Source organism: Rhodococcus sp. HNM0569 (assembly GCF_012726205.1).
GTDB lineage: Bacteria > Actinomycetota > Actinomycetes > Mycobacteriales > Mycobacteriaceae > Rhodococcus_F.
In genome coordinates, this window is sequence record NZ_JAASAE010000005.1 from 93,333 (window position 1) to 120,323 (window position 26,991).

Here is a 26,991-nt window from a genome sequence, read left to right on the forward strand (position 1 = left end):
TGGCTGCCGCCATAGCGGGGCGGTAGAGTTCAGGCGAGTCCTGCGGCCGTGGTTGCCCGGTCTTCGCTGTCGGATGAAAGGTCGCCATGTTCTATTGGCTTGTCAAGTTCGTGTTCGTCGGGCCTTTCATCAAGCTCTACAACCGGCCCAAGGTCGAGGGCCTCGAACACGTACCCACCGACGGCCCCGTTCTGCTCGCAGGCAATCACCTCTCCATCGCCGACTGGCTCTTCACGCCGCTCGCGATCCCGCGCCGCGTCACCTACCTCGCGAAGAGCGACTACTTCACCACGCCCGGTCTACGCGGCATGCTGCAGAAGTTCTTCTACACCCAGACCGGCCAGGTACCCCTCGACCGCCGCGGCGCCGACGCCGCCGAGAGCGCGCTGCTCACCGCACGCGGTCTGCTCGAGGACGGAAAGATCGTCGGACTGTTCCCGGAAGGAACGCGCTCGCCCGACGGCCGGCTCTACAAGGGCAAGACCGGTATCGCGCGCATCGCACTCGAGACCGGCGTGCCGGTCGTTCCGGTCGGGGTCGTCGGTACCGACGAGGTGAGTCCGCCCGGGCCGTTCCGCTGGCGCCGTCGCCGGGTGCGGGTCACGTTCGGTGCGCCGCTGGACTTCTCGCGCTACGAGGGCATGGTCAACAACCGGTTCGTCGAGCGCGCGGTCACCGACGAGATCATGTACCGGCTCATGCAGCTCACCGGGCAGGAATACGTCGACGTGTACGCGGCGACGCTCAAGAAGGACAAGAGCAGCGACAAGGGGAAGACCGGCGACACGGGCGAGGACGCGGACCCGGCCGCCTCCGCCGTCCCCGACGCCGATCGTATGCCGGACTCGCAGGCCAGCTGACGCGCGTCACACCGGGGCGGTCTGCGGAGCGGCGCGCGCAGGCACCCGCCGCAGCAGCAGCCACGTCGCCACGAGTACGGCGACGGCCCACCACACGTAGGCCGACGCGACGATCTGGTCGAGCGCAGGCCACCCCACTCCGTCCCACCGGCCGCCGCCGAGCAGCCAGTGCGGAGGCCACCGCGTCGCGACCAGGCCGGCGAGGGTGAGGGCCGCGAAGACCGCGCCGCGCGTGCGTCGCGGCGCAGCGCCGCCGAGACCTCGCCACGCCAGGACGCCGAGCGTGAGCAGCAACGGCACCGTCCACACCCAGTGATGAGACCACGACACCGGCGACACCAGCAGGCCCGCGAGTGCGTTCACGCACAGCGCCAGAGCCTTCTCGCCGGCCCGCAGTGCCGCCGACATCGCAGCGATCGCGAGGCAGCAGACCACCGCCGACGCCACGAGCCACGGCGCACTCTCGTCCCATGACGCACGTGCGAGGACACCGGTGATGCTCTGGTTCGGCGGGTAGGCCGACGTCCCGATCCGCCCGGCGTCGAAGAGCACGCCGGTCCAGTACGCGACGCTGTCGCGCCACGTCGCCGCGAACCCCACGAGGGTGAACGCCACGAAACCGCCCGCCGTGCCCGCCACCGCGCGCCAGTCCCGGCGCAGCAGGAAGAACAACACGAACACCGCGGGCGTGAGTTTCACGGCGGCCGCGAGACCGACCAGCATTCCGCGCGGCCACGGCGTCCGTTCGGCGAGGCAGTCGACCACCACGAGCGCCATCAGCACGATGTTGATCTGCCCGTAGTCGAACGTCGACGACACGGGCTCGAGCGCGAACGCGACGGCGAGCGCACCGAGCGTGCCCCACATCAGGATCGAGCGGTCCGCGAAGCCGAGCGAGCGCAGCGTCACCACGATCACGACTGCGAGCAGCGCGATCGACGCGACCGTCAGCACGACCCCGGCGACGGGCAGGGGCACGAACGCCAAGGGCGCGAACACCACCGCGGCCAGCGGGGGATAGGTGAACGGGAGCGGCACGCCCGACCGGGTGAGCGGCAGTTCGCCGTACAGCGGAGTGCCGTCCACCAAGGCGGATCCGCCGATGCGATAGACGTCGAGGTCGAGGCGATACCACACGCCGAAGTCCCGCAACGGTGGCAGGCCGGCAAGATGGTAGAGCAGTCCGACCGAGAGCGCGGCGAGGGTCACCACGTGCCCGGCGGCCACGAGGCGGCGACGCGCGCGACTCCCCGTCGCGGCAGCGGGCGTGGTCGAACACTCGCGTGCACCGCCAGACGAAAACATGCGTGCACCGCACGACGAAGACCTGCGTGCACCGCACGACATCGAACACTCCTTCTGGAGCCGCTCACGGACGGCTCGTCGAGCCGCCGTCTGCACGGCCTGGCTCACTCTGCACCGTACGGCCCACATTCTGCCCCGAGCGGCCCAGCGCATAGTCTTCCGCTGTGCGTTATTTCTACGACTGCGAGTTCATCGAGGACGGCCACACGATCGATCTCGTGTCGATCGGCGTCGTCGCCGAGGACGGCAGGGAGTACTACGCGGTGTCGACCGAGTTCGATCCCGCGCGGGCAGGCACGTGGGTGCGGCGCAATGTGCTCCCGAAACTGCCGTCGCCCGCCGCAGCCGAATGGAAATCGCGCGCACGCATCCGCGACGAGCTCCATGCGTTCCTCGTTCCGCGCCCCACGATCGCCCCGGAGCTGTGGGCGTGGGTGGGGGCGTACGACCACGTCGTGCTGTGTCAGCTGTGGGGCGCGATGACCGAACTGCCGCAGGGGATGCCCCGGTTCACCCGCGAGCTCAAGCAACGCTGGGAGGACGCGGGCCGCCCGGCGCTGCCCCCGGCGCCGGACGACGCGCACAGTGCGCTCGCCGACGCACGGCACAACCTCGCGAAGTTCGAAGCGATCGAAGCGTCCCGGCGCCTGCGCTGACCGGGCCCGCCGCGTCGACGGCGTGCGTGGCCCGGGGTGGTGGCGGGCACACTCGGCGATCCCGATACCCTGGATGTCGTGAACTGGACAGTCGACGTGCCGATCGACCGCTTGCCCGAACTCCCGCCGCTGCCGACCGCGCTGCGTGAGCAACTCGACGCCGCGCTCGCCAAGCCGGCGGCGCAGCAGCCGCAGTGGCCGGTCGACCAGGCTGCCGCCATGCGGACGGTGCTCGAGAGTGTCCCACCGATCACCGTGCCCCGCGAGGTCGAGGCCCTCAAGGCCCAGCTCGCGTCCGTCGCACGTGGCGAGGCGTTCCTGCTGCAGGGCGGCGACTGCGCCGAAACGTTCGCCGACAACACCGAGCCGCACATCAAGGGCAACATCCGCACGCTGCTGCAGATGGCCGTCGTGCTCACCTACGGCGCGAGCCTGCCGGTGGTCAAGGTCGCCCGTATCGCAGGCCAGTACGCCAAGCCCCGGTCGTCGAATGTCGACGCGCTCGGCCTGCCGTCGTACCGCGGCGACATGGTCAACTCGATCGTTCCCGACGAGTCGGTGCGTGCACACGACCCGTCGCGTCTGGTGCGGGCCTACGCCAACGCGAGCGCCGCGATGAACCTCGTCCGGGCGCTCACCGGCGCAGGCATGGCCGACCTGCACAAGGTGCACGACTGGAATCGCGAATTCGTCGCCGCGTCGCCTGCGGGCGCCCGCTACGAAGCGCTCGCCGCCGAGATCGACCGCGGTCTGCAGTTCATGAATGCATGCGGCGTCACCGACCCCAGCCTGCAGCAGGCCACGATCTTCGCGAGCCACGAAGCGCTCGTCCTCGACTACGAGCGCGCGATGTTGCGCCTCGACAACGACGACGACCACCCCAAGCTGTACGACCTGTCGGCGCACTTCCTGTGGATCGGCGATCGCACCCGGCAGCTCGACGGCGCGCACGTCGCGTTCGCCGAACTCGTGTCCAACCCGATCGGCCTGAAGATCGGTCCCACCACGACGCCCGAGATGGCCGTCGAGTACGTGGAGCGGCTCGATCCCACCAACATGCCGGGGCGGCTCACGCTGATCTCGCGGATGGGCAACGGCAAGGTACGTGAGCTGTTGCCCGCGATCGTGGAGAAGGTGCAGGCGACGGGCCACCAGGTCATCTGGCAGTGCGATCCGATGCACGGCAACACGCACGAGTCGAGCACCGGCTACAAGACCCGCCACTTCGACCGTGTCGTCGACGAGGTGCAGGGCTTCTTCGAGGTTCACCGCGAGCTGGGCAGCCACCCGGGCGGCATCCACGTAGAACTCACGGGCGAAGACGTCACCGAGTGCCTCGGCGGCGCCCAGGACATCTCGGATCTCGACCTGTCGGGCCGCTACGAGACCGCATGCGACCCGCGACTCAACACCCAACAGTCGCTCGAGCTGGCATTCCTCGTCGCGGAGATGCTGCGCGGCTGACCACTACGGCAGCGACGTGAGCGTGACGGTGCTGCCCGGCCGGACGAGATCCCCCGATCCGGGTGTCTGCCGGATGACGAGCGACTTGTCGGACGACGCGAGTCGGCGCACTTCGACGTCCAGGCCCAGCCGGGTCAGTTCGTCCCGCGCCGACCCGACCGTGCGGCCCAGCATCGACGGCACCGACACCGCGTCGGACACCGTGAGGGTGACGGTGCTGCCGGAGTCGACGGTACGGCCGGTTTTCGGTGACGTGCCGACGGCGTGCCCGCCCTCGATCTTCGCGTCGAAACGGGATTCCACGTCGCCGACGACCAGACCTGCGTCCTCGAGCGCGGCGCGTGCCTTGCCCTCCGGCATGCCGCTCACGTCCGGGATCTCGACCGGTGCCGCGCCCTTGCTGTAGATCAGCCGCACCTGCGAGCCCACCGGGAGCGCGACTCCCGATGCAGGCTCGAACGCCGCGACCGCACCGACCGGGATCGTGGAACTGAACGCCTCACCGCCCTCGACGGGCACGAAAGTGCGTTCGCGCAGCGCGGATTCGCTGGCCGTTCGGTCGCCGCCCGCGGGCAGCGTCGGCACCGTCGGCTTGCCGAGCGACACCCGCAGTGCGACCGTGCCGGAGCGTTCGACGCGCCCGCCCGATTCGGGATCCGTGCCCAGCAGCACATCCGGTTCCGCGGAGTCGGAGTACTCGCCGCGCACGACGTAGCTCAGCCCTGCCGCCTCGACGGCTTCGACCGCTGCACCCCTGTCGAGGCCGTCGAGCGGCGGCACCGCGGTGTACCGACCCGATCCGAGCCACCATCCGCCCGCCGCGAGTGCCACCGCGAGCACGAGGATCGCCAGCAGCCACACGGCGAGCGAGCGGCGAGAGCGTTGCCGCTCGGCCGCGAAATCGGGGAACGGATAGTCGCCGCGGGGACGCACCCGGGTGCCGGCGTCGGCGAACGTAGCCGGCTGTTCGGCGGCGTCGACCGGGGCGTCCGGCCGTGGCGTGACACCCGTGACGACCTTGGTGTGCTGAAGGGGGGTGTGCTGGACGGGGGTGTGCTGGACGGGGGTGTGTTGGGTGGGGGTGTGCAGATCGGATGTCGGCGGCTGTTGCCGTGCCACATGCGCCGTGGGCGCCGCCGAATCGGCAGCGGTCGCGTCGCGCGGCACGGCGTGCGACAGGTGCTCGGCGGAGCGCCGCGGCGCGGGCACGCGGTAGTCGGGCAGATCGAGTTCGTCGGCGACCGACTGCAGCGCGTCGGCCATCGCGCCGGCGTCGCGGAACCGGTGCGCCGGTTCGCGGTGGGTGGCCTCGGCAACCAGGTCGTCGAACTGCGGCGGCACGCCCACGATGTACGACCCGGGGCGCGGCACGTCCTGGTTGACCCGCTGATACGCGACCGACAGCGACGTGTCGCCGGTGAACGGGGGGTGGCCCGTGAGCAATTCGAACATCAGGATGCCCATCGAGTACACGTCGCTACGCGTGTCGGCGATCCCCGACGTGACCTGCTCGGGGGACAGGTACGCGGCCGTACCCAGGATGACGCTGTTCGACGTCGTCGTGGATGCCGCCGCGGCGCGGACGAGACCGAAGTCGGCGATCTTGACCTCGCCGGTGTCGGAGATGAGCACGTTCTCCGGTTTGACGTCGCGGTGCACCAGTCCGGCGCGGTGCGCGACCGCGAGCGCCGACAGCACCGGCCCCGCGACGGCGGCGACCGCGTGCGGGGGCATCGGGCCACGTTCGCGCAGCAGCTCACGCAGGGTGCCGCCCTCGACGAGTTCCATCACGAGGAAGGCATGACCCTGGTCGTGTCCCTGGTCGTACACCGCGACCAGCGACGGGTGCTTGAGCCGGGCGACGGCACGTGCCTCGAACTCGAAACGCGACACGAATGCCGGATCGGACGCGAACTGCGGATCCATCACCTTGATCGCTACCGGCCGGTCCAGCCGCAGGTCGAGCCCGCGATACACAGTGGACATCCCGCCGCGCGCGATGGGCGAATCCACCCGATAGCGCCGGTCGAGCAACTGGCCGATCAATGGATTCCTCCCGCGGTTCGCACATCGACAATCGGGTGTCCACCACACGCGGCGAACACCCAATCGTAGCCACCGGGACCGACCGGAAGCGGCACGCGCGCGGGCGACCCGATACCGTGAAGACGTGAGCGCGATTCCTTACACCGACGACGTCCTCGATTCCGATGTCGGACTCCTGCAACTCCCGGATGTCGCCAAGAACGTCGGCCTCGCCGTCACCCGTGTGCACCAGATGTTGCGGGAGCGCAAACTCGTCGCGGTCAAGCGCGACGGCGTGATCGGTGTTCCCGAGGCATTCTTCGACGACGACGGCCAGGTGCTCAAGTTCCTGCCGGGACTGCTGTCCGTGATGCACGACGGCGGCTACTCCGACACCGAGATCCTGCGGTGGATCTTCACCCCGGACGACACGCTGCCCGGTCGCCCGGTCGACGCGCTGCGCGGCGACCTCGCACGCGAGGTGATCAGGCGGGCGCAGGCGATGGCGTTCTGACGGCAGGGCGCGCCGCGAGACGTGGCATCTCGCGGGCAACGAGCGCGAGTCGTCTCGTCCGGGTCACCGTCACACGCCGATGCAGCACCGCGTACTCGTGCGCCTCGATCTCGTCGAGAATGCCCTCGTAGAGGCGCAGGGCGGTGGCGATGGCCGGGCGGGCGCGGGGATCGAGCATCGCGATGCCCGGTGCCGCCGTCCGGTACAGCGACCGCGTTACGGCGATCAGGTGGGCGAGCGCGCGGGCCACCCGACGGTCGACGGAGCGTCGCTCGCGGCACCAGCGCAGCAGGTCGTCGTCGACGCCGAATGCCGCGAGTTCGTCCTGCGGCAGGTAGACACGCCCGCGATCGAGGTCCTCGCCCACATCGCGCAGGAAGTTCGTGAGCTGGAACGCCTCGCCGAGAGCGGCCGCATGTGGCTCGGCACCGTCCGCCGCACCCAGTACGGGCAGCAACTGCAAGCCGATCACGACCGCCGAACCGTACATGTACTCGCCGAGTGCCGCCCACGACGCGTACCGACTGCGGAAGTTCGGTGTGCCGGGCACGTCCATCCGCATCGAGTCGAGAAAGGCACCGAAGTACTCGTGCGGGATCCCGAAGCGCCGCGCGGTGTCGGTGAAGGCCGCGAACACCGGATCGGTCCGGGCAGGAGCGTCCGAGCCGAGAGAGTCGACGACTGCTGCGGCGTCGTCGAGGGCTCGGGCGGCCCGAATCGGGTCCGCCGGGGCGACCCCCTCGACTCCCTCGACCCCGTCGACGATGTCGTCGATGGTGCGTGCGAAGGCGTAGAGCGCATGTACCGCACGCCTGCGCTCGGGTGGTAGCAGCCGGGCCGCGAGATAGTAACTGCGCCCGTGGCGGGCCGTGATCGCCCGGCAGTGCTCGTACTCGTCGGCGAGGAGCGTGCAGCCCCCGCGTTCCGGGGTCATGACGTGGCCGGTACCCGTGACGGGTCGTCCGCTCCGGAACCGTCGGTGTCGTCGCGCGTCTCGCCGGTGTCCGGCACGTCGACAGCGGCGGACTCGGCGTCGTGGCCGGCCGTGGCCGACGACTGGGGGTGCGGGCGCCCCCGCAGGCGCAGCGGGTCGACGCTGCGGAGCGAGTACGCCGCGACGAACGCCGCGAACACCGCGAGCGCGACGTGCGGGAAGGTGTACAGGCCGATCGAGCCGTCGGGCTGGAAGACCAACATGAGCCACGTGGACAGCCCGACCAGGACCATCAGCGTGCGCTGCGACAGCGCGAAGCCCGCGGCGATTGCGAGCGGCCACGAGTAGTACCACGGCAGCGCGGCAGGGGAGAGTACGACGATCGCGACGAGCACCACGAGGATGCCGAGCACGGCATCGCGTTCGGTCTTGCGGAAACGCCACCACGCCGCCACGACGATGACGACGAGTGCGATGCCGCAGATCATGCGGGTGACGTCGAGGACGCTGCCGAGGGTGAGGTCGGCGAACCAGGACGTACCGACGGTGACGATGTGCGCGAGGATCGTGGGCAGCGACAGCCAGTTGATGATCTTCGCCGAGCCCGACAGTGCGGTCATCCAGCCGAGCCCGACACCCGCCGCGAGCGACGAGCCCGCGAAGACGGCGACGAACATCGCGAAGCCCGCTCCGGCAGTCTTGGCGAACAGGACGAACGGCGACGCGGGCTCGCGGCCCTCCGCGGCAGCGCGTTCGCGTTCGTGGATCATCCAGATCCACACCATGAACGGCAGCGCGGCACCCGCCGTCGCCTTGATCGCGACGGCGACCGACACGAGCGCGAAGCCACCGAGGTGACGCCGGTCGAGGACGAGTACGACACCCGCGCTCATCAGCCCGACCATGAGCACTTCGTTGTGGACACCGCCGATCAGATGGATCAGAACCAGCGGGTTGAGCACGGCGAGCCACAGCGAGATCGCGGGGTTGCCGCCCAGATGACGCGCGAGGCGGGGGACGGCCCACATCGTGAGCGCGAGGCCCGGGAGCATCGTGAGGCGCAGCAGCATCGTGCCGACGACGATGCTGTCGCCGACCAAGGCCGTGATGCCCTGGCCGAGGAGCAGGAACAGCGGACCGTACGGCGCGGTGGTGGTGGTCCACACATTGCTCACGTTGTCGAGCAGGATGCCGGGATTCGCGACCGGCCCCACCGCATAGGGATCGAACCCGTCGCGCAGCAGCGCACCCTGCGCGAGATACGAGTACGCGTCGCGGCTGAACATCGGCACCGCGACCAGCAGCGGCGCCGTCCATGCCGGGACGATCAGCATCAACTGCCGCACGCTGACGCGCCCGGCCAGGGTTGCGCGACCGAGCCGCACCCACGCCGCGATCATCGCGACCACACCGACCCACACGATCACGGTCGAGATGATCTGGCCGTGCCCGAAGCGCAGCCACGACAGGAACATCGCCTCGAGCAGCGGGTCCTCGCGTCGGACGCTGCCCGCCCCGAAACCACCGAAGGTGATCATCGCGGCGCCGACGATGCCGAGCAGCGCCGCGTGGCCCTCGGGGCTACGCAGGAAGTCCGCCCACGCGCGCCTGCGTCCAGCGGTCGTCGCGGGCAGATCGGTCGTGTCGCCGGTGTAGGGGGCCTCGCGGGTAGAGGACGCCATGTGTGAAGTTTCCTCCCCCGGGATCCAGGAACAGGCACGGCGCCGTGCCGGCGCGCGCACGAATTGTCGTCGGTCGGTGCCCCAGCTTAGTTGTTCGCGGCCCCGGCCACCTCGCCGCCTCGACGCGACGCGCCGGGAACCGCACGTCGTCGGCTCTGTGGGCGCGTCGCGGAGACCGGTCCGACGACCCGTTCGGCGGCGAGCCTGCCGGACAGCACCACGGTCGGTACTCCCACGCCGGGGGTGGTGCTCGAGCCGGCCAGCACCACGTTGTCGAGCCCCGCGATCAGGTTGCGCCGCCGGAACGGCCCCGTCTGGCGGAAGACGTGCGCACCCGCGAACGGGCTGCCGGCGGCCATCCCGCGCTCGAGCCACGTCTGCGGGGTGTCGAGGTGTTCGACGTCGAAGTGCACGTCGATGCCGCGGTACCCACGGTCAGCCAGCGTGGTGAGGATCTCGCGCGCGTAGGCGGGACCGAGCTCGCGCCACGCGAGCGGCGCGGTGTCGAGATTGGGGCACGGCGCGAGTACCGAGAACGGTTCACGATCGCCGATGCGCAATGCGGGGTCGGACAGCGCGGGCCGCGTGATCAGGAAAGACGGATCGCTCATGAGCCGGCCTCGTCGGCCCGTGATCTCCCGGAAGGTGCGCTCCCACGCGCTGCCGAACTCGATCGTGTGGTGCCGGTGCACGGGCCACGACGCGGCGAGCTCGCTCGGCACGGTGCCGTGCAGCACCACCGCCGACGGCGCCATCCGGCTGCGCCTGCGCGGTGCGGCACCGTGCGGCGCGAGGAGGGCGTCGGTCACCTGCTCGTCCGGAGTCAGGACGACGATGTCGCACTCGTAGGAGTCCGCGCCCGAGCGCACCGCGACGACGCGTCGTTGCGCGACGGTGAGGGCGTCCACCGCCGTGCCCGTGACGACGCGCCCGCCCGCCCGGACGACGGCGTCGGCCATCGCCTCGGCGATCGTGTGCATGCCGCCGCGCGGGAAGTACACACCGAGGCCGGTGTCCATGTGCGCGATCGCGCCGTACACCGCGAGCGCGCGTTCGGGTGCGACGCCCGCATACAGCGCCTGGAAGGTGAACACCCGCCGCAACCGCGGGTCGGTGAGCCGCCGCGCGACCCCGCGGCCGAGGCTGCCGAACCCGCCGAGTGTCACCAGACGCGTGAGGTCGCGGAGTGCACCGCGCGACGACACCAGATCGAGAGGCGAGTCGAAGTTCGCGTCCATGAACCGTGCGAACTCCGCGTCGAAGATCTTCGCGAGCCACGTGCGCAGGGCGAGATAGCGCCGAGCCTCGTCCGTACCCGCGAAGCGCGTGACCTCGTCGACCATCGCGTCGGAGTCCGAATGCACGTCGAGCGCGCTGCCGTCGGCGAAGCGCGCGTGATAGGCGGGCGAGAGGCGGTCGAACCGCAGTGGCGGAGTCGTGTCTCCCGGCGTGAGGCCTACTGCGCCGAGCGCGTCGGACACGACCGACGGCAGCGTCATGACAGTCGCGCCCGAGTCGATGCGGCGACCGTGGCCGAGTGCGTACGAGCCGACCCGGCCACCGACCGCGGCGTCGGATTCGAGCACCGTGACCTCGCGTCCGGCGCCGAGCAGGTGCAGGGCCGCCGAGAGGCCTGCGAGTCCGCCGCCGACTACGACGACGCGGTCGGTGGGGCCCGTCACCGTCCGGACTGCGTGTGCCACGTCACGACGTCCGCTGCGTGAGCGACTCGGCGAGCGCGGCGAGATCGCGCTTCGCGTCGTCCGTCGCGGTGCACGCGTCGAGAGTGCGCGACGCGCGTGCGGTGAGCGCGTCGATCCGGTCCTCGACGTCGGCGACCGCGCCGAGTTCGCGGATCACGACCCGCAGGCGTTCGACGTCGGCGACCGACAGGTCGGTGCCGATCCCGGCGCGCAGTTCGGCCGACGCCGCGGCGTCCGTGCGATCCCCGTGGTCCAGTGCGGTCGCGAGCAGCACGGTGCGCTTGCCCGAGCGCAGGTCGTCACCCGACGGCTTGCCCGTCACCTGCGGGTCGCCGAACACCCCGAGCAGATCGTCGCGCAGCTGGTAGGCGACGCCGAGGTCGGCGCCGATGCTCCGGTACGCGGCGACGAGGGCGTCGTCCGCCCCCGCGAGCACGGCGCCCAGGTGCAGTGGCCGCTCGACGGTGTACGCGGCGGTCTTGAACCGGTCGATGCGCAGTGCGGCGTCGACGGACTCGTCGGCGGTCGCCTCGGTCGTGATGTCGAGGAACTGCCCACCGAGCATCTCGGTGCGCATCGCCGACCACACCGGGGCGACGCGGCCGGCGGCCTCGGGAGGCACGCCGGAGCCGTGGAACATGTCGTCGGCCCACGCGAGCGCGAGGTCGCCGAGCAGGATGGCGGCCGACTCGCCGAATCGGGTGCCGTCGCCGCGCCAGCCCTCCCGACGATGCCGCTGCGCGAACTCGACGTGCACGGTGGGGAAGCCGCGGCGGGTGGTGGACGCGTCGATGATGTCGTCGTGCACGAGGGCACACGCCTGCACGAGTTCGAGCGCGGACAACGCGCGCAGGACCGCGGGTGCGTCGGGGCCGTCGGGGTCGCCGCCCGCGCCCTGCCACGCGATCCACGCGAAATGCGGCCGCAGCCGCTTGCCTCCGCGGAAGACGTAGTCCTCGAGCAGGGCCACCGCGTCCGGGAAGGCCCCGCCGATCGCGCGGGCCTCGTCGGCACGAGACCGGAAGAACTCGCCGAGTGCGGATTCGACCTGACCGGACATCTCGAATCGTGCGGCTGATGCGGACAGGACATCCTCCAACGTCTGGGTGCGTGCGCGAGTGCGCGGGTCCGTACGCTCACCGAGCTTAGTCGGCGTGCGCCGGGCCCTGCCGTGAGCGTTCCCGGAGTGCCCGCACTCGCGGAGCGCTCACGAGAGGGTGATGAGTGGGGTGATGGCGTGCGCTCACGGTTTCCTATGCTGGACTCGTGACTTCCGAATCCGTCAGGGGACGTGCGAGCGAAGGGTGGCGCACCCGCACGCCGTCGATCGTCGACCGACTGCACGGCGACGACGACCGCATCCCGTTCTCGGTGGAGTTCTCGCCGCCGCGCGACGAGGCCGCCGAGGACCGGTTGTGGCGCGCGGTGCGCGTGTTCGAGCGGCTCGGGCCCGCATTCGTGTCGATGACCTACGGCGCGGGTGGGTCGACCCGCGACCGTACGGTGCGCGTCACGGGTCAGCTAGCCGAAGAGACGACGCTGCTTCCGGTGGCCCACCTGACGGCCGTCGGGCACTCGGTCGACGAGCTGCGGTCGATGGTCGGTGCGTACGCCGATCGCGGCATCAGCAATGTGCTCGTGCTGCGCGGTGACCCGCCCGGCGACCCGCTCGGCGAGTGGCGCAAGCACCCGGAAGGTGTCGAGTACGCCGAGGAACTCGTGCGGCTCGTCCGCGACCTGGGCGACTTCCACGTGGGCGTCGCGTCGTTCCCCGAGGGGCACCACCGGGCGCCCGATCTCGATCACGACACGCGGTACCTCGCGGCGAAGCTCCGTGCCGGAGCCGAGTACTCGATCACGCAGATGTTCTTCGACGTCGACGACTACCTGCGGCTGCGCGATCGCATCGCGGCCTTCGACCCCGAGCAGGGCGAGAAGCCGGTGATCCCCGAGATCATGCCGATCACGTCGCTCCGCTCGGTGCGACGCATCATGGAGCTGTCGGATTCCCGGTTGCCCGCCGCGCTCGAAACGCGGCTCGCGGCGGCTGCGGGCGACGGTCCCGAGGAGAACCGCGCCGCGGTGCGGGAAGTCGGAATCGACGTCGCGACGGAGATGTGCGAGCGCCTCATCTCGGAGGGGGCACCGGGCCTGCACTTCATCACCCTCAACTTCGCGCGGGCGACCGGCGAGGTGCTCGAGCGGCTCGGCAGCCGCATCCGCACGGTCGGCGACGACGCCGCGCCCATCCGTTCCGTCAGCTGAGCGCGTCCGAGTCCACCTCGTTCGTGCGTCCCGTCCGCGCGAGTGCGTCGACGAGATCCCGAATCCGCACCCGGCCGCGCTCCGCAGCGCGCGCGGGTCACACGCGGGCGTCGTCGTTCGGCGGCGCCGACGAGTCGCGGCGGCCGCTGCCGATCGGCGCCTCACGGTTGCGGGCCAGCCACGCGAGCGCACCCACGACGACGGCGACACCGAGCGCGACGCCCGCCGCGATACCGGCCCACCCGGCGAAGCTGCGCGTGCTCGGGTCGGGATAACGGACCTCGGCCTCGAGTCGGCTCGCGTCGCCCGGGGCGAGCTTCCACGACACGATCGAATCGCCTTCGCGGGTGCCGTTGGTGGTGGCGACACGCGTGGGGAAGGCGACGGTGAACTGCACGTCGGTGCCCTGCGTGGGGACATCGCTGAGGTCGATCTTGCCGTCGAGCGTCACGATGTCGCCGCTGCGCCGCAATTCGAGCTGGAACTGGCCGGCGGCCTGCTCGTTCATCGCACCGAGTTGCTGGACGTCGCCGAAGCTGAGATCGGTGAAATACGCCTGCGATCCGACATACCCGTCGCGCTTGTACGGCTCGACCCGCACCTTGCCCGCAAGCGATTCGGGCGGCGTCAACTGCGGGCCGCCGTCGTTCTCGTCGGTGGGCACGGTCGCCGCGACGATCTGGCCGGAGACCCGGTCGTCGGCCGAGATGCCCATCGACACCTGCACGCGGAGGCAACCCGCGAGGAATGGGACGAGCACGAGCAGCAGGGCGACAGGCGCGACGCGGCGCAGAGACGTTCGATGCACGTCGTCATCGTGCCAGGAGGCTCATGCGCTGTCAGGCAGCGCTCGGTGTGTCGCGGTCACCGCTCGGTCCGGACCCCGCGGCGCCGTGCGGTCAGTCTGCGCAGCGGGCCCCGCGCGTCGCGCAGCACCAGCCGGGCGGCGCTGCGCCCGCTCGCACCGCTGACACCGCCGCCGGGGTGGGTCGACGCGCCCGTCAGATACAGCCCGGGCGCGTCGGGAACTCGATGCTGCGCGAGCTCGGGCACCGGTCGCCACAACATCATCTGGTCGAGCGACATCTCGACGTGCATGACGTTGCCGCCGATCATGCCGAGTTCGCGCTCGATGTCCTCGGGCGACTGCACGTGCGCGTGCAGGATCGAGTCGGCGAAACCGGGTGCGAAACGCTCCATCTCGTCGACGACGCGGTCGCCCTCGCGGGCCGCGAGATCCGGCCACGACCGGCGCCCCGCGAGATGCCGCGGATGCCACTGCGACCACAACGTCACGAGGTGCTCGCCCTCGGGTGCGACCGATGCGTCGATCGACGAGAAGCTCATCCCGAGCACGGCCGGCCGCGGGGGAAGTTCACCCGCGAGCGCGGCGCCGTGCGCGAGACGGAGCTGCGCGCGCTCGGTCACGAGCAGCTGCAGGCCGGTCGCCGATTCGGCGTCGGTTGCACCCGCGAACCGAGGAAGGGCGTCGGTGCCCACCCGCACGACGAAGCCGAGGCCCGGGCCCACGCGGATGCGTCGGCGCCACCGGGCGAGCGACGCGGCGTCGTAGCCGCCGTGCTCCAACAGGTCCAATGTGGTGAGGACGTGGCACCCGGCGACGACGGTGCGCGCGGCGATCTCGCGGCCCGAGACCGTGGTGGCGCGCCAGCCCGACCCGGTCCGCGCGAGTGCCGTGACGGCGTCGCCGGGTGTGACACGGCCGCCGGACGCCTCGAGTCGCGCGACGAGGGCGTCGGTGAGTGCGCCGCTGCCGCCGATCGCGCGACCGGGCGGCACGGTGTGCATCAGCGCCGCGAAGCCGACCATCGGCGCGGTGCCCGGCTCCGACATCGGCGGGCCCGACTGGGCGCCGAACCACGCGAGCGCCGCTTTGAGGCGTTCGTCGTCGAAGTACTCGTCGAGCAGTGCGTCGCCCGTCGTGAGGTACTGGCGGCTCAGGTCCACCGGGCCGTCGGCGCCGGTGAGGTCGGCGAACGACGCGGCGAGGTGGGTCGTGGTCGGCGGTTCGGCGAATGCCCGCATCACGCGGGCACTGCGCGGGCCCCACACGCGGACGAACCTGCGGTACGCGTCGGCGTCGCGCTCGCCGCACGCGCGGGCGATGGACGTGCAGGTCGCGTCGAGGCTGCGGTGGAACACGATGGGCGGGCGGTCGTGCGCGGCGGGAGCGAACGCCCACGGGTCGCAGTCGACGTACCGCAGGCCGTGCTCGGCGAGCGACAGTTCCTCGACGATGCCGGTGTGGCGGATCATCAGGTGTGCGGAGGATCCGCGGTCCACGCGGTAACCGGGAAAGCGTTCGACGGTCGACACGGCGCCGCCCAGGACCGTGTCCCGTTCGAGCACTTCGACCGACCGGTCGGCGTCGGCCAGGTAGCACGCGGCGACGAGGGCGTTGTGCCCCGATCCGACGACGAGGGTGTCGATCATGCGCTCAGGCTAGCGGCGACACCCGGTCGGGCACGGGCAGGCTGCGCCCGAGCACCGCGAACGGCCGGCTGTCGCCGGTGAACCGGAACCGCCGGAGGACGTCGTCGAAGCCCAGGCGCCGGTAGAGATGCCAGGCCCGGTTGTCCTCGTCCGCGACTTCGGGAGTCGACAGCAACACTCGCCGTTCGGTGCGTCCGCGCAGGAGACGGCGGAGCAAGGCCTCGCCGAGCCCGTGGCCCTGCGCGGTCGGCAGCACGTGGAGTTCGGTCAGTTCGAAGTAGTCGCCGAGTACCGCGTCGATGTCGTCGTGGTGCCACCCGGAGTGACGCATCCCGGTGCGCACCTGCTGGTGCCACCACTGCCGCGCCGACCCGGTGTACCCGTATGCCACACCCACGAGCCGGCCCGGCGAGTCGTTCGTGGTCTCGAGCGCGCCGACCGCACGCCACCCGGGCCGTGTCATGTGCTCGGTCCACATCGGTGCACGGTGGTATTCGGTGCCGCGCGGATAGCCCATCGCCGTGACGTACACGGCCAGTGCGTCGTCGAGCCGCGCGCGGAACTGCGTGGGCTCGAGATCGACCACTCGGGGTGCGGTGTCGGTGTCTACGGGATTCCCCTCTCTCCGGGTGTCGTCCGCTCGGGTCCGTCGCTGCTTCCGGGCCTCGTCGCACCCGGGCTGCTCTTGACGACATGTCGGTGGGTCCGGCTATATTGAATAGGTCGAACAGGTGTTCGATGTCCGGAGATCCGGTGGGCCCGAGGGAAGCGGGCTCACCGGATCGCCGATCCTCACCCATGATCGCCTGCCCGGCCGGGGCGGGCCAGGGAGGTACGCGATGAAGTACGTGCCACAGCTGCCCGGCGATCCGCGTGTGCCGGGCGAGCCCGATGTCCGGTCGTCGCTGGAGTTTCCGCCGCCGCCGTCGCCGCTTGCCCCGCCGAGATCCTCCGGGGCCCCCGAGTCGGCGTTGCGGGCGCCGGGCAGCCCGCAGGCCTCCCTGCTGTTGTCTCGGGCCGACGCATTGCTCGCACGGTCGGCCGCGGCGGAATCGGCGAGCGACATCTTTCTGGAGGCCTATCTCGCAGCACTGCGTGGTGCGGGCGCGGTCGGCGCGCTCGCGTCCGCGACGCGGTCGCGCTCGCGCAACGCGTGGGTGTTGCTGGCGAGCGCCGATCCCGCGTTCACGGCATGGGCCGAGTACTTCGCGGGCCACTCGTCGACGCGCGCTGCGCTCGAGTCGGGTGCCGCGCGCACCGTCACGTACGCGCATGCCGACGAGTTCCACGGTCAGGTGGCCCGATTCCTGGGTGCCGTGCGGCTGCGGGTCGACAACGCACGGGCCGTCGAGCGGTACGCGTGCTGAGCGTCTGGGCGGTACGCGTGCTGAGTGTCTGAGCGGTACGCGTGCTGAGTGTCTGAGCGATATGCGTCCTGAGGTGCTGGTCGGTGCGCGTCGTAGGCCGGATCCGGGCAAGTGCCGCATACCGGTTACGATCGGTGCCGTAACTCGTACTCCGAGTAGGTGGTACGGGGGAGGATGTCCTCGTATCATCGACATCAGGTAGCCGCCAAAGTCGGCTACCCACCGCTCGCACCCCCGGTGAGTGCGGTGGACACCCTTCAAGTGCCGGGGGAGGTACCGTGCCACTCTCCGAGCACGAGCAGCGCATGCTCGATCAGATCGAGAGCGCTCTCTATGCCGAGGACCCCAAATTTGCTTCGCACGTGCGAGGTGGCCGCCTGCGTGCGGCCTCGAGTAGACGCAGGCTGCAGTCCATCGCCCTGTTCGTGCTCGGGTTGGTGTTGCTGATCGCCGGCGTGGCGCTTCCGTTCAAGCCGGGTGGTTTCCCGATCATCAGTCTGGTCGGCTTCCTGGTCATGTTCGGTGCCGGTGTGCTTCTCCTGTGGGGAGGTGGGCGACTCAAGTCCGTCCCCTCCGCATCCGACGCGCCGCCCGGCGACAGCGGGACGCCGAGCAGTGGCCGCGGCAAGCGCGCCGGCCCGCGCAAGAGCGGCGGCGGGTTCTCCGCGCGCATGGAGGATCGCTTCCGCAAACGCTTCGAGCAGTAGTTCTCCGCGTAGCGCCGGCGGTACGACGACGAGTCGTGCCGCCGGCGTTTTTTCGTGTCCCCACTGGGCTCCACCTGGCGGCCCCACCTGTCCCCACTGCGTCCTCGCGCACCGTCCGGTTGCGGGTGATCGTCGCGGGGGCTGCGTGTTTTCCTGCGGATTCCCGTGTGGCAGCCGTGCTGGTGGGTGCGCGTGGCGACGGTCACCGCGCCCGCGCCCCACCGGTCCCCACGCGATGTACCTGCGTAGATCACGAATTCCTTCGAGACTGCAGCCGAAACTTCCACCGGCCGTGGGGGAAAGTGGGGTAATGTGGGGCCCGGCGGGGACGGAGACGTCGCCCCCGGCGAGCAGGCGGGAGGTGTCGGGATGTTTCTCGGTACCTACACGCCACGGCTCGACGACAAGGGGCGGCTCACGTTGCCCAAGAAGTTCCGCGGGATTCTCGACAAGGGGTTGATGGTGACCAAAGGTCAGGACCACAGCCTCGCCGTGTATCCCCGGGAAGAGTTCGTCGCACTCGCGCGGCGGGCTGCCGCTGCCTCACGGAGCGATCCCGAGGCACGCGCGTTCGTGCGCAACCTCGCGGCAGGTACCGAAGAGCAGGAACCGGACGCGCAAGGCCGGATCGTGCTCTCCGCGGAGCATCGCCGGTACGCGAATCTCGACAAGGAATGCGTCGTGATCGGCTCGGTGGACTTCGTGGAGGTGTGGGACAAGGCGGCGTGGGAACGCTACGTCGCCGCGAACGAGGAGAGCTACTCGCAAGCCGCGGGTGCCGCTCTCGGAGACATCGTCTGAGCGGGCGTCGTCCGGCGAGGCGGAGCGCTTCGTGGCCTCTGTCCGAGCGAACCCTGACGCACTTCCCCAGCGCCAGGTCGAGATCGGGCAGGGACCACGGAGCACTCCGCAGCCGCCGGACCCGGTGGAGCGGGCAGGACGCCCCCGGGAGGAATGGGACGGCAACACACGATCGACCGCACGAACCGGAGGCATGAGGTGGACGACGAGGTCAGCCGGCAGGCCGACGGCTTCGGGCACGTCCCGGTCATGCTCGAGCGCGCCGTCGAACTCCTCGGGCCCGCCGTCACGGCGGTGTCGCCGGACGGCACCGGTGCGGTCATGGTCGATGCGACACTCGGACTCGGAGGTCACTCCGAGCATTTCCTGCGCACCTTTCCGGGGCTGCGGCTCATCGGTCTCGACCGCGATCCCGACGCCCTCGCCACGGCCCGACGACGGCTCGAGCCCTACCGCGAGCGCACCACGTTCGTCCGCACGCGTTACGACGGCATCGCCGACGCACTCGTCGAGGCGGGACTGGAGCCGGTCGAGTCGGTCCACGCGATCCTGTTCGACCTCGGCGTGTCGTCGATGCAACTCGACGAGGCCGACCGTGGGTTCGCGTACTCGGTGGACGCGCCGCTCGACATGCGCATGGATCCCACGTCGGGCATCACGGCCGCCGACGTCCTCAACACGTACAGCCACGGCGACCTCGCGCGCGTGCTGAGCACGTACGGCGAGGAGCGGTTCGCGGGCCGCATCGCCTCCGAGATCGTGCGCACGCGCGAGCACACCCCGTTCACCACGAGCGCACCGCTCGTCGAACTCCTGTACCGGGCGATTCCGGCGGCCACCCGCCGCACGGGTGGGCATCCGGCCAAGCGGACCTTCCAGGCGCTTCGGGTCGAGGTCAACAGCGAGCTCGAGTCGTTGCGTTCCGCGGTGCCTGCGGGGCTGGACGCGCTCGCGGTCGGCGGACGGGTGGTCTTCATGTCGTACCAGTCGCTCGAGGACCGCGTCGTCAAGCAGGAGCTCGCGCCGCGTGCGCGCTCGCGCAGCCCCGAGGGCCTGCCGGTCGAGTTGCCCGGCACCGGCCCCGAGTTCCGCATTCTCACCCGGGGCGCCGAGCGGGCGTCCGAGCAGGAAATCGACGAGAACCCACGATCGGCCCCGGTGCGCCTGCGTGCAGCGGAACGAATTGCGAGGAGGGCTTCATGACTGTCCAGCTGAGCGCCACGACCGGTGCCCGTCCCGCCCGCACGAGCCGCACTCGTTCGACGCGCACGGGTGCGGCGGCACGTGCATACGATCGCCGCACCGCACGGGCGGCGGCTGCGCGCGGCGCAGGCTCGCACACGCGCAGCGCCCGTTCGGTCGCGCTTGCGGCGCGCGTGCCGTTCGTCGCCCTCGTCATCGGGCTGCTGTCGGTCGGCCTCGTCGTCACCCTCCTGCTCACCACCAAGGCGGCCGAGGGCTCGTACCAGTTGAGCGACGCGCGCGAGTACAACCAGTCGCTCACCGAGCAGAAGGCGGCGCTCGAACGCGACGTCGCGGCCGCCAACTCGGCGCCGCAGCTCGCGCAGGAGGCGGCGGCGCTCGGCATGGTGCCTGCGGTCGATCCCGCGCGTCTCGTCGTGCACGACGACGGCAGCGTGGAGGTCGTCGGCACGCCGAAGCCGGCGGAAGGGGCACCGGTCGCACCGCTCGATCGTCCGGCTGCTGTCAGCAGCGGCGCGAACGTCGGCACCGCGACGTCGCGGTCGGCCCCGGTCGCTCCGTCGACACGGGGCGACGACCGCCGCGGCGGCACCGAGAATTCGCGCGCAGCCACGGACACGCGGGCCGCGGACACGCGGGCGGCCAATGACACGGACGTCGCGGCGCGGGAGGGACAATTGGTGCCCGTGAGCCCCGCCGCACCGCAGTCCGCCGACCCTCGGTCCGCAGAGCGTCCCGCCGAGTCCGCGAGCAGGTAGCCCGTTGGGACGCACGACCCCCTCCGGACGGCCTCGTGGTGCCGCCGCGCGTACTCGCGGCGGCACCGCGTCGTTCGCGCTCCGCAACAAGTGGGGCCGTATCGCGATGTGCGCGGTGCTCGTGATCGCGGCGGCGCAGCTCGTCAAGATCCAGATCATCGACGCACCGGCACTGTCCGCGGAAGCCGCGGAACAGCGCACCACCACGATGGTCGACAAGGCGCTGCGCGGTGCGGTCACCGACCGCAGCGGCAAACCCATCGCATTCACGATGGAGGCGCGCGCGCTCACCTTCCAGCCGGTGCGCGTGCGCAAGGAACTCGAGGAAGCGAAGCAGCAGGATCCCGCCGCGCCGTCCGTCGAGGACCGCCTCGACGCCATCGCGGCCGCCGTGCACGATCGGCTCGCCGACGCTGCGGCGTCGGCGCAGAAGAATCCGCGCGACGCGGCCGCGGCGGTCGCGAGCGACGTACCGGACGAGAAGGATCTGCTGAAGCAACTGCGGAGCGACGAGACGTTCGTGTATCTCGCACGCAATGTCGATCCCGCGGTCGCGGAGGCGATCAGCGACGAGTACCAGGAGGTCGGCACCGAGCGGCAGGACGTGCGCGAGTATCCCGGCGGATCGCTCGCCGCGAATATCGTGGGAGCCACCGGGTGGGACGGGCACGGCCTGCTCGGGCTCGAGGACTCGCTCGACGCGACCCTTGCGGGCACCGACGGCTCGCAGACCTACGATCGCGGCTCCGACGGTGCGATCATCCCCGGCAGTTGGCGCGACAAACATCCCGCCGTCGACGGCTCCGACGTCGAGCTCACGTTGGACTCCGACCTGCAGTACTACGTGCAGCAGCAGGTGCAGAGCGCGAAGGACAAGTCGGGTGCGAAGAATGCCTCCGCGGTCGTGCTCGACGCGAAGACCGGCGAAGTGATGGCGATGTCGAACGACAACACGTTCAACCCGGGGATCGGTGTCGGCAACAATCCGCCGACGGTTCAGATGGGCAATCTGCCGGTCAGCACGCCGTTCGAACCGGGCTCGGTCAACAAGATCGTCACGGCCGCGGCAGCCATCGAGTACGGCCTCACGACGCCCGCCGAGGTGCTGCAGGTGCCGGGGTCGATCGAGATGTCGGGCGTGTCGGTCAAGGACGCGTGGGACCACGGCACCGTGCCGTTCACGACGACGGGTGTGTTCGGCAAGTCGTCGAACGTCGGCACCCTCATGCTCGCGCAGCGTGTCGGCGAGGAACGCTATGCTGACATGCTCGATCGATTCGGCCTGGGCAGACGCACCGGGGTGGGCCTGCCCGGCGAGAGCGGTGGCAACGTCCCGAGCAGCGACCAATGGTCGGGCGGCACGTTCGCGAACCTGCCGATCGGCCAGGGCCTGTCGATGACGTTGCTGCAGATGACGAGCATCTACCAGGCGATCGCGAACGACGGTGTGCGCGTGCCCCCGCGCATCGTGAAATCGACGGTCGGGCCCGACGGCGAACGCACGGACGAGGAGCGGCCCGACGGCGTGCGGGTCGTCGGGGAGCAGACCGCGCGCACGGTCCGCGACATGTTCCGTGCCGTGGTCCAGAGCGATCCGCAGGGCTACCAGCAGGGCACGGGCGCTGCGGCGGCTGTCGACGGCTACCAGATCAGCGGCAAGACCGGCACCGCGCAGCAGGTGGACCCGGCGTGCGGGTGCTACTCGAACTCGAACTACTGGATCACATTCGCCGGCATCGCGCCGTCGGACGACCCGCGTTATGTCGTCGGGCTCATGCTCGACGCCCCCACCCGCAGCTCGGACGGTTCGGGCGGCCAGTCGGCGGCGCCGCTGTTCCACAGCATCGCGTCGTGGCTGCTGCAACGCGACAGCATTCCGATGTCTCCGGATCCCGGTCGAAGGTTGGTGCTGGAAGCGGATTGATCGCCTGAGCACGGCGATCGCGCGCGTGGCGCACCGCGCGTACCGCCGAGAGCGTGCGCGGTAACCTGAGTCCCCGGATCGGGTGCCGTGTGCGGCGCCCGTGGCCGCAGATCGGCCGCTGCAACACCGCAACACCAGTCACACCGTCACCAGAGAGGAGCGAGGTTGCCCGTGCGGTCCGACAACCACCCGTCGCCGGGAGCGACGCCGTCGTCGCTGCGCCCGGAGCGCACGGTCTCGACACCGCTCACCGAACTCGCGGAGTTGATCGGTGCCCGCCTCGAGTGGGTCGGCAGCACGGCCGCTGCCGGTCCCGTGGCGGTCACGGGTGTCGACCTGCGCGCGCAGGCGGTGCGGCCCGGCGACCTGTTCGCTGCCCTGCCCGGCGCCCGGGCACACGGTGCCCAGTTCGCGGGCGACGCGTTCGCGGCCGGCGCGGTCGCTGTCCTCACCGACGACGAGGGGCTCGCGCTGATCGAGGGACTGGCGCCGACGCAGCCGGTTCCGGTCGTCGTGCACCCCGCGCCGCGGTCGGTCCTCGGCGACGTGTCGTCGACCGTCTACGGCCACCCGTCCGAGAAGATGCAGGTGCTGGGCATCACCGGCACCTCGGGGAAGACGACCACGTCGTATCTCGTCGAGGCGGCCCTCGACGCGGCCGGACGGGCACCGGCACTCGTCGGCACGATCGAGACCCGCATGCGCGGAGTCCGCGTGCCCAGCGCGCTGACCACACCGGAGGCGCCGCAACTGCACGCGTTGTTCGCAGTCATGGTCGAACGCGGCATCGACACCGTGGTGATGGAGGTGTCGAGTCACGCGCTCGCACTCGGCCGGGTCGACGGCGTGCGCTTCGACGTCGGCGCGTTCACCAATCTGTCGCAGGACCACCTCGACTTCCACGCCGGATTCGAGGACTACTTCGAGGCCAAGGCGCGGCTGTTCTCGCCCGGCTCCGGCGTGCGGGCCGCGCGGGCGATCGTGTGCGTCGACGACCGCTGGGGTGAACGGATGGCCGAGCGTGCCGCTGCCGAGGGTGGCGTCGTCGAGACCGTCTCGACCCGGAATCGGGAGGCCGGCTGGTCGACGTCGGCGGCCGTGTCGGCGCCGTCGGGTGCGCAGGGCTTCGATCTCACCGATCCCGAGGGCGTCGTGCGACCGGTCGTGATTCGGCTGCCCGGTCACTACAACGTCGCCAATGCAGCAGTCGCGGTTGCCGCGTCCACGGCGCTCGGCGTCGACGCGGGGGTCGCGATCGACGGAATCGCCGACGTCGACGTGCCGGGCCGGGTGCAGCGTATCGAGCGGGGCCAGGACTTCCTGGTCGTCGTCGACTACGCGCACAAGCCCGCCGCGCTCGAAGCGGTCATGTCGACCTTGCGCGCGCAGACCGACGGCCGGGTCGCGGTCGTCGTCGGTGCGGGCGGCGACCGCGACGCAGGCAAACGTCCGCTCATGGGCGAGGTGGGCGCGCGAGGCGCCGACCTGCTCGTCGTCACCGACGACAACCCGCGCAGTGAGGATCCCGCGGTCATCCGCGCCGAGATCCTGCGCGGCGCGCATCGGGTGGCGGAGAACGAACGAGGAGAGATACGCGAGTCGGGGGACCGCGCACAGGCCATCGCCGACGCGGTGCGATGGGCAAGAACCGGCGACGTCGTCCTCGTCGCCGGTAAGGGACACGAGATCGGTCAGGAGATTGACGGGGTGAAGCACCCATTCGACGATCGGGACGTCGCGAGCGCCGCGATCGACCGTGTGCTGGGAGCGCGCGGATGATTCCGATGACCTTGGCGGAGATCGCCGAGACGGTCGGCGGCACGCTGCACGACGTGGAGGATCCGTCGGCGAGCGTCACCGGCACCGTCGAGTTCGACTCACGCAAGGTGACCCCGAACGGGTTGTTCCTGGCGCTGCCGGGCGCACGAGCCGACGGTCACGACCACGCTGCCGCGGCGGTCGCTGCGGGCGCGGTCGCGGTGCTCGCGGCCCGCCCCGTCGGCGTGCCCGCAATCGTGGTGCCGCCCGCGCACACCGCACCGTCGCGGGCGATGGCACTCGAACACGACACCGACGGGTCCGGCGCCGCCGTGCTCGCCGCCCTCGCGGCGCTCGCGCACGCGTCGGTCACCGCCCTCACCGAACGCGGGCTCACCGTGGTCGGCGTGACCGGCTCCGCGGGCAAGACGTCCACGAAGGATCTGTTGGCGGCGGTGCTGTCGCCGCTCGGACCGGTCGTCGCGCCGCCCGGCTCGTTCAACAACGAACTCGGCCACCCGTGGACGGTGCTGCGCGCCGACGAGACGACCCGGTTCCTCGTGCTCGAGCTCTCCGCTCGGGGAGTCGGACACATCGCACACCTCGCCGCGATCGCCCCGCCGCGCATCGGCGTCGTCCTCAACGTCGGCACCGCCCACCTCGGAGAGTTCGGTTCGCGCGAGAACATCGCGAAAGCCAAGGGCGAACTGGTCGAGGCGCTCCCGGCGGCGGCGGACGGCGGTGTCGCCGTGCTCAACGGCGACGATTCGTTCGTGGTCCCCATGGCGCTGCGCACCGACGCCCGCGTCGTGTACGTCGGCCACAAGGACTCGGCACAGGTCCGTGCGACGGACGTCGTGCTCGGGCCGGACGCACGCGCGTCCTTCGTGCTCCACGCGCGTGGCGAGTCGGTGCCGGTGCGTCTCGCGGTGCACGGTGAACACCAGGTCGGCAACGCGCTGTCGGCGTCGGCCGTCGCCCTCGAATGCGGTGCGACGGTGGCGCAGGTGGCCGACGCACTCTCCGGCGCGACGGCGGCGTCGACGCGGCGCATGCAGGTGCACGAGCGCGCCGACGGCGTCACGATCGTCGACGACTCGTACAACGCGAACCCCGACTCCATGCGGGCCGGGCTCAAGGCGCTCGTCACGATGGCGAAGGGCGACCGGCACTCCGAGCGGCGCAGCTGGGCGATCGTCGGGGAGATGGCCGAGCTCGGTCCCGACACGATCGTGCAGCACGACGCGATCGGGCGGCTCGCGGTGCGTCTCGACGTGTCGCAACTCGTCGTCGTCGGCGACGACCGCCCCGCGCGCGCGATGCATCAGGGTGCCGTCATGGAGGGGTCGTGGGGCGACGAAGCAGTGCTCGTACCCGACACCGACGCCGCGATCGCCTTCGTGCGCGCTCGACTCGAACCCGGTGACATCGTGATGGTCAAGGCGTCGCAGGCGGCCGGTCTCGGCCGGGTCGCCGACGCGCTCGTGGCAGGCGACACGCGGGACACGGACACGACGGAGGCCGGCCAGTGAGACAGATCCTCTTCGCGGCCGGCATCGCGCTGGCCGTCTCGATCCTGCTCACCCCGGTCCTCATCAAGGCGTTCTCGCGTCAGGGCTTCGGCCAGGAGATCCGCGTCGAGGGGCCCAAGAGCCACCAGTCCAAGCGCGGCACCCCCACGATGGGTGGCGTCGCGATCCTCGTCGGCCTGTGGGCCGGCTACTGGGGTTCGCACCTGATCGGCATCGGGTACGACGCGGACGGGCCGTCGGCGTCCGGGCTGCTCGTCCTCGGGCTCGCGACATCCCTCGGCGTCGTCGGCTTCCTGGACGACTTCATCAAGATCCGCAAGCAGCGCAATCTCGGACTCAACGCCACCGGGAAGTACGTCGGCCAGGTGGTCAGCGCGGTCATCTTCGGCATCCTCGCGCTGCAGTTCCGTGGCGGCAGCGGGCTCACGCCCGGCAGCACCAACCTGTCCTACGTACGCGACATCACGACGGTCACGCTCGGTGCGGTCGTGTTCGTGCTGCTGTGCTGTTTCCTCGTCATCGCCTGGTCCAATGCGGTCAACCTCACCGACGGCCTCGACGGACTCGCGGCAGGCTCGATGAGCCTCGTGCTCGGGTCGTACGTCATCATCACGTTCTGGCAGTACCGCAATGCCTGCGAGACCGTCCCCGGCAAGGGCTGTTACGACGTGCGTGACCCGCTCGATCTCGCCCTCATCTGCGCCGCGGGCGCGGGCGCGTGCATCGGCTTCCTGTGGTGGAATGCCGCCCCCGCCAAGATCTTCATGGGCGACACCGGGTCGCTCGCGCTCGGCGGTCTGCTCGCGGGCCTGTCGATCACGACGCGTACCGAGTTGCTCATGGTCGTCATCGGCGCACTCTTCGTCGCGGAGGCCGCGTCGGTCGTGATCCAGGTCGCGGTGTTCCGCTCGACCAGACGCAGGGTGTTCCGTATGGCGCCGTTCCACCACCACTTCGAACTCGCGGGGTGGGCGGAAACCACGGTCATCATCAGATTCTGGCTGCTCGCCGCGATTGCGTCGGCGATCGGTCTCGCGCTGTTCTACAGCGAGTATCTCGGCGCGATCGGGGACTGACCT

23 protein-coding genes are annotated in these 26,991 nt (G+C 70.7%); 14 read left to right on the forward strand and 9 right to left on the reverse strand.

All coding sequences use genetic code 11. The annotated features are described in order from the left end of the window. Positions 1–86: 86 nt before the first annotated feature. Positions 87–860, forward strand: coding sequence for a lysophospholipid acyltransferase family protein (locus HCA44_RS08925; protein WP_169648201.1), 774 nt, complete (start codon positions 87–89; stop codon positions 858–860). 6 nt (positions 861–866) lie between these two features. Here HCA44_RS08925 and HCA44_RS08930 read toward each other — a convergent pair whose 3' ends face one another. Further along, positions 867–2,165: a glycosyltransferase 87 family protein gene (locus HCA44_RS08930; protein ID WP_169648202.1), complete on the reverse strand. Its 1,299-nt coding sequence runs from the start codon at positions 2,163–2,165 to the stop codon at positions 867–869. A gap of 164 nt (positions 2,166–2,329) precedes the next feature. Here HCA44_RS08930 and HCA44_RS08935 point away from each other — a divergent pair, with 164 nt between their 5' ends. Together HCA44_RS08935 and HCA44_RS08940 are read left to right on the forward strand one after the other, a co-directional pair. Further along, on the forward strand, positions 2,330–2,821 hold the full coding sequence (locus tag HCA44_RS08935) for a polyadenylate-specific 3'-exoribonuclease AS (RefSeq protein ID WP_169648203.1): 492 nt from the start codon (positions 2,330–2,332) through the stop codon (positions 2,819–2,821). 78 nt (positions 2,822–2,899) lie between these two features. Continuing rightward, a complete protein-coding gene (locus tag HCA44_RS08940; RefSeq protein WP_169648204.1) occupies positions 2,900–4,285 on the forward strand; it encodes a 3-deoxy-7-phosphoheptulonate synthase class II in 1,386 nt (461 codons plus the stop codon). A 3-nt stretch (positions 4,286–4,288) separates the two neighbouring features. Here HCA44_RS08940 and pknB read toward each other — a convergent pair whose 3' ends face one another. After that, on the reverse strand, positions 4,289–6,331 hold the full coding sequence (gene pknB, locus HCA44_RS08945) for a Stk1 family PASTA domain-containing Ser/Thr kinase (protein ID WP_169648205.1): 2,043 nt from the start codon (positions 6,329–6,331) through the stop codon (positions 4,289–4,291). 124 nt (positions 6,332–6,455) lie between these two features. Here pknB and HCA44_RS08950 point away from each other — a divergent pair, with 124 nt between their 5' ends. Then, complete coding sequence (locus HCA44_RS08950) at positions 6,456–6,824, forward strand: Rv2175c family DNA-binding protein (RefSeq protein WP_169648206.1); 369 nt, start codon at positions 6,456–6,458, stop codon at positions 6,822–6,824. Here the strand turns inward: HCA44_RS08950 and HCA44_RS08955 are convergent. The 4 genes from HCA44_RS08955 to HCA44_RS08970 form a co-directional block, all read right to left on the reverse strand. After that, positions 6,796–7,758, reverse strand: coding sequence for a phytoene/squalene synthase family protein (locus HCA44_RS08955; protein ID WP_169648207.1), 963 nt, complete (start codon positions 7,756–7,758; stop codon positions 6,796–6,798). The genes HCA44_RS08950 and HCA44_RS08955 overlap by 29 nt on opposite strands. After that, a complete protein-coding gene (locus HCA44_RS08960) occupies positions 7,755–9,440 on the reverse strand; it encodes an alpha-(1->6)-mannopyranosyltransferase A (protein ID WP_169648208.1) in 1,686 nt (561 codons plus the stop codon). Before HCA44_RS08960 ends, HCA44_RS08955 begins: the two co-directional genes overlap by 4 nt. A gap of 86 nt (positions 9,441–9,526) precedes the next feature. Then, positions 9,527–11,143, reverse strand: coding sequence for a phytoene desaturase family protein (gene crtI, locus HCA44_RS08965; protein ID WP_169648209.1), 1,617 nt, complete (start codon positions 11,141–11,143; stop codon positions 9,527–9,529). Position 11,144: 1 nt separating this feature from the next. Beyond that, the gene (locus tag HCA44_RS08970) at positions 11,145–12,203 is read right to left on the reverse strand and encodes a polyprenyl synthetase family protein (protein ID WP_169648210.1); all 1,059 of its coding nucleotides are present in this window, start codon (positions 12,201–12,203) and stop codon (positions 11,145–11,147) included. 206 nt (positions 12,204–12,409) lie between these two features. On the opposite strand from HCA44_RS08970, the gene metF reads away from it, so the two are divergent. Beyond that, on the forward strand, positions 12,410–13,408 hold the full coding sequence (metF, locus tag HCA44_RS08975) for a methylenetetrahydrofolate reductase [NAD(P)H] (protein WP_169648211.1): 999 nt from the start codon (positions 12,410–12,412) through the stop codon (positions 13,406–13,408). A gap of 97 nt (positions 13,409–13,505) precedes the next feature. Here the strand turns inward: metF and HCA44_RS08980 are convergent, their stop codons facing one another. The 3 genes from HCA44_RS08980 to HCA44_RS08990 are packed head-to-tail and all read right to left on the reverse strand — an operon-like array spanning position 13,506 to position 16,448. Next, positions 13,506–14,216 carry a DUF3153 domain-containing protein gene (locus HCA44_RS08980; protein WP_169648212.1) on the reverse strand — a complete coding sequence of 237 codons (711 nt, stop codon included), beginning with the start codon at positions 14,214–14,216 and terminating at the stop codon, positions 13,506–13,508. Between the two features lie 56 nt (positions 14,217–14,272). Next, positions 14,273–15,862 carry an NAD(P)/FAD-dependent oxidoreductase gene (locus HCA44_RS08985; protein ID WP_169648213.1) on the reverse strand — a complete coding sequence of 530 codons (1,590 nt, stop codon included), beginning with the start codon at positions 15,860–15,862 and terminating at the stop codon, positions 14,273–14,275. A gap of 4 nt (positions 15,863–15,866) precedes the next feature. After that, positions 15,867–16,448 carry a GNAT family N-acetyltransferase gene (locus HCA44_RS08990; RefSeq protein WP_346764648.1) on the reverse strand — a complete coding sequence of 194 codons (582 nt, stop codon included), beginning with the start codon at positions 16,446–16,448 and terminating at the stop codon, positions 15,867–15,869. Between the two features lie 253 nt (positions 16,449–16,701). Between HCA44_RS08990 and HCA44_RS08995 the strand changes: the two genes are divergently transcribed. The 9 genes from HCA44_RS08995 (at position 16,702) to mraY (ending at position 26,988) form a co-directional block, all read left to right on the forward strand. Then, entirely contained in the window at positions 16,702–17,229 is a 528-nt protein-coding gene (locus tag HCA44_RS08995) for an SAV_6107 family HEPN domain-containing protein (protein WP_169648214.1), read from the forward strand. 278 nt (positions 17,230–17,507) lie between these two features. Beyond that, positions 17,508–17,936 (forward strand): DUF3040 domain-containing protein, encoded by a 429-nt coding sequence (locus tag HCA44_RS09000; RefSeq protein ID WP_169648215.1) that lies wholly within the window; start codon positions 17,508–17,510, stop codon positions 17,934–17,936. A gap of 369 nt (positions 17,937–18,305) precedes the next feature. After that, entirely contained in the window at positions 18,306–18,737 is a 432-nt protein-coding gene (mraZ, locus tag HCA44_RS09005; RefSeq protein WP_169648216.1) for a division/cell wall cluster transcriptional repressor MraZ, read from the forward strand. A 153-nt stretch (positions 18,738–18,890) separates the two neighbouring features. Further along, entirely contained in the window at positions 18,891–19,940 is a 1,050-nt protein-coding gene (gene rsmH / locus HCA44_RS09010) for a 16S rRNA (cytosine(1402)-N(4))-methyltransferase RsmH (protein WP_169648217.1), read from the forward strand. Continuing rightward, positions 19,937–20,698 carry a hypothetical protein gene (locus HCA44_RS09015; protein ID WP_169648218.1) on the forward strand — a complete coding sequence of 254 codons (762 nt, stop codon included), beginning with the start codon at positions 19,937–19,939 and terminating at the stop codon, positions 20,696–20,698. The genes rsmH and HCA44_RS09015 overlap by 4 nt, the downstream gene beginning before the upstream one ends. A gap of 4 nt (positions 20,699–20,702) precedes the next feature. After that, positions 20,703–22,622, forward strand: coding sequence for a penicillin-binding protein 2 (locus tag HCA44_RS09020; RefSeq protein ID WP_240945400.1), 1,920 nt, complete (start codon positions 20,703–20,705; stop codon positions 22,620–22,622). Between the two features lie 165 nt (positions 22,623–22,787). Beyond that, complete coding sequence (locus HCA44_RS09025; RefSeq protein WP_169648219.1) at positions 22,788–24,401, forward strand: UDP-N-acetylmuramoyl-L-alanyl-D-glutamate--2,6-diaminopimelate ligase; 1,614 nt, start codon at positions 22,788–22,790, stop codon at positions 24,399–24,401. Further along, positions 24,398–25,912 carry a UDP-N-acetylmuramoyl-tripeptide--D-alanyl-D-alanine ligase gene (gene murF, locus HCA44_RS09030; RefSeq protein ID WP_169648220.1) on the forward strand — a complete coding sequence of 505 codons (1,515 nt, stop codon included), beginning with the start codon at positions 24,398–24,400 and terminating at the stop codon, positions 25,910–25,912. The genes HCA44_RS09025 and murF overlap by 4 nt, the downstream gene beginning before the upstream one ends. Further along, positions 25,909–26,988 carry a phospho-N-acetylmuramoyl-pentapeptide-transferase gene (gene mraY, locus HCA44_RS09035; protein ID WP_169648221.1) on the forward strand — a complete coding sequence of 360 codons (1,080 nt, stop codon included), beginning with the start codon at positions 25,909–25,911 and terminating at the stop codon, positions 26,986–26,988. Before murF ends, mraY begins: the two co-directional genes overlap by 4 nt. The last annotated feature ends 3 nt before the right edge of the window (positions 26,989–26,991 follow it).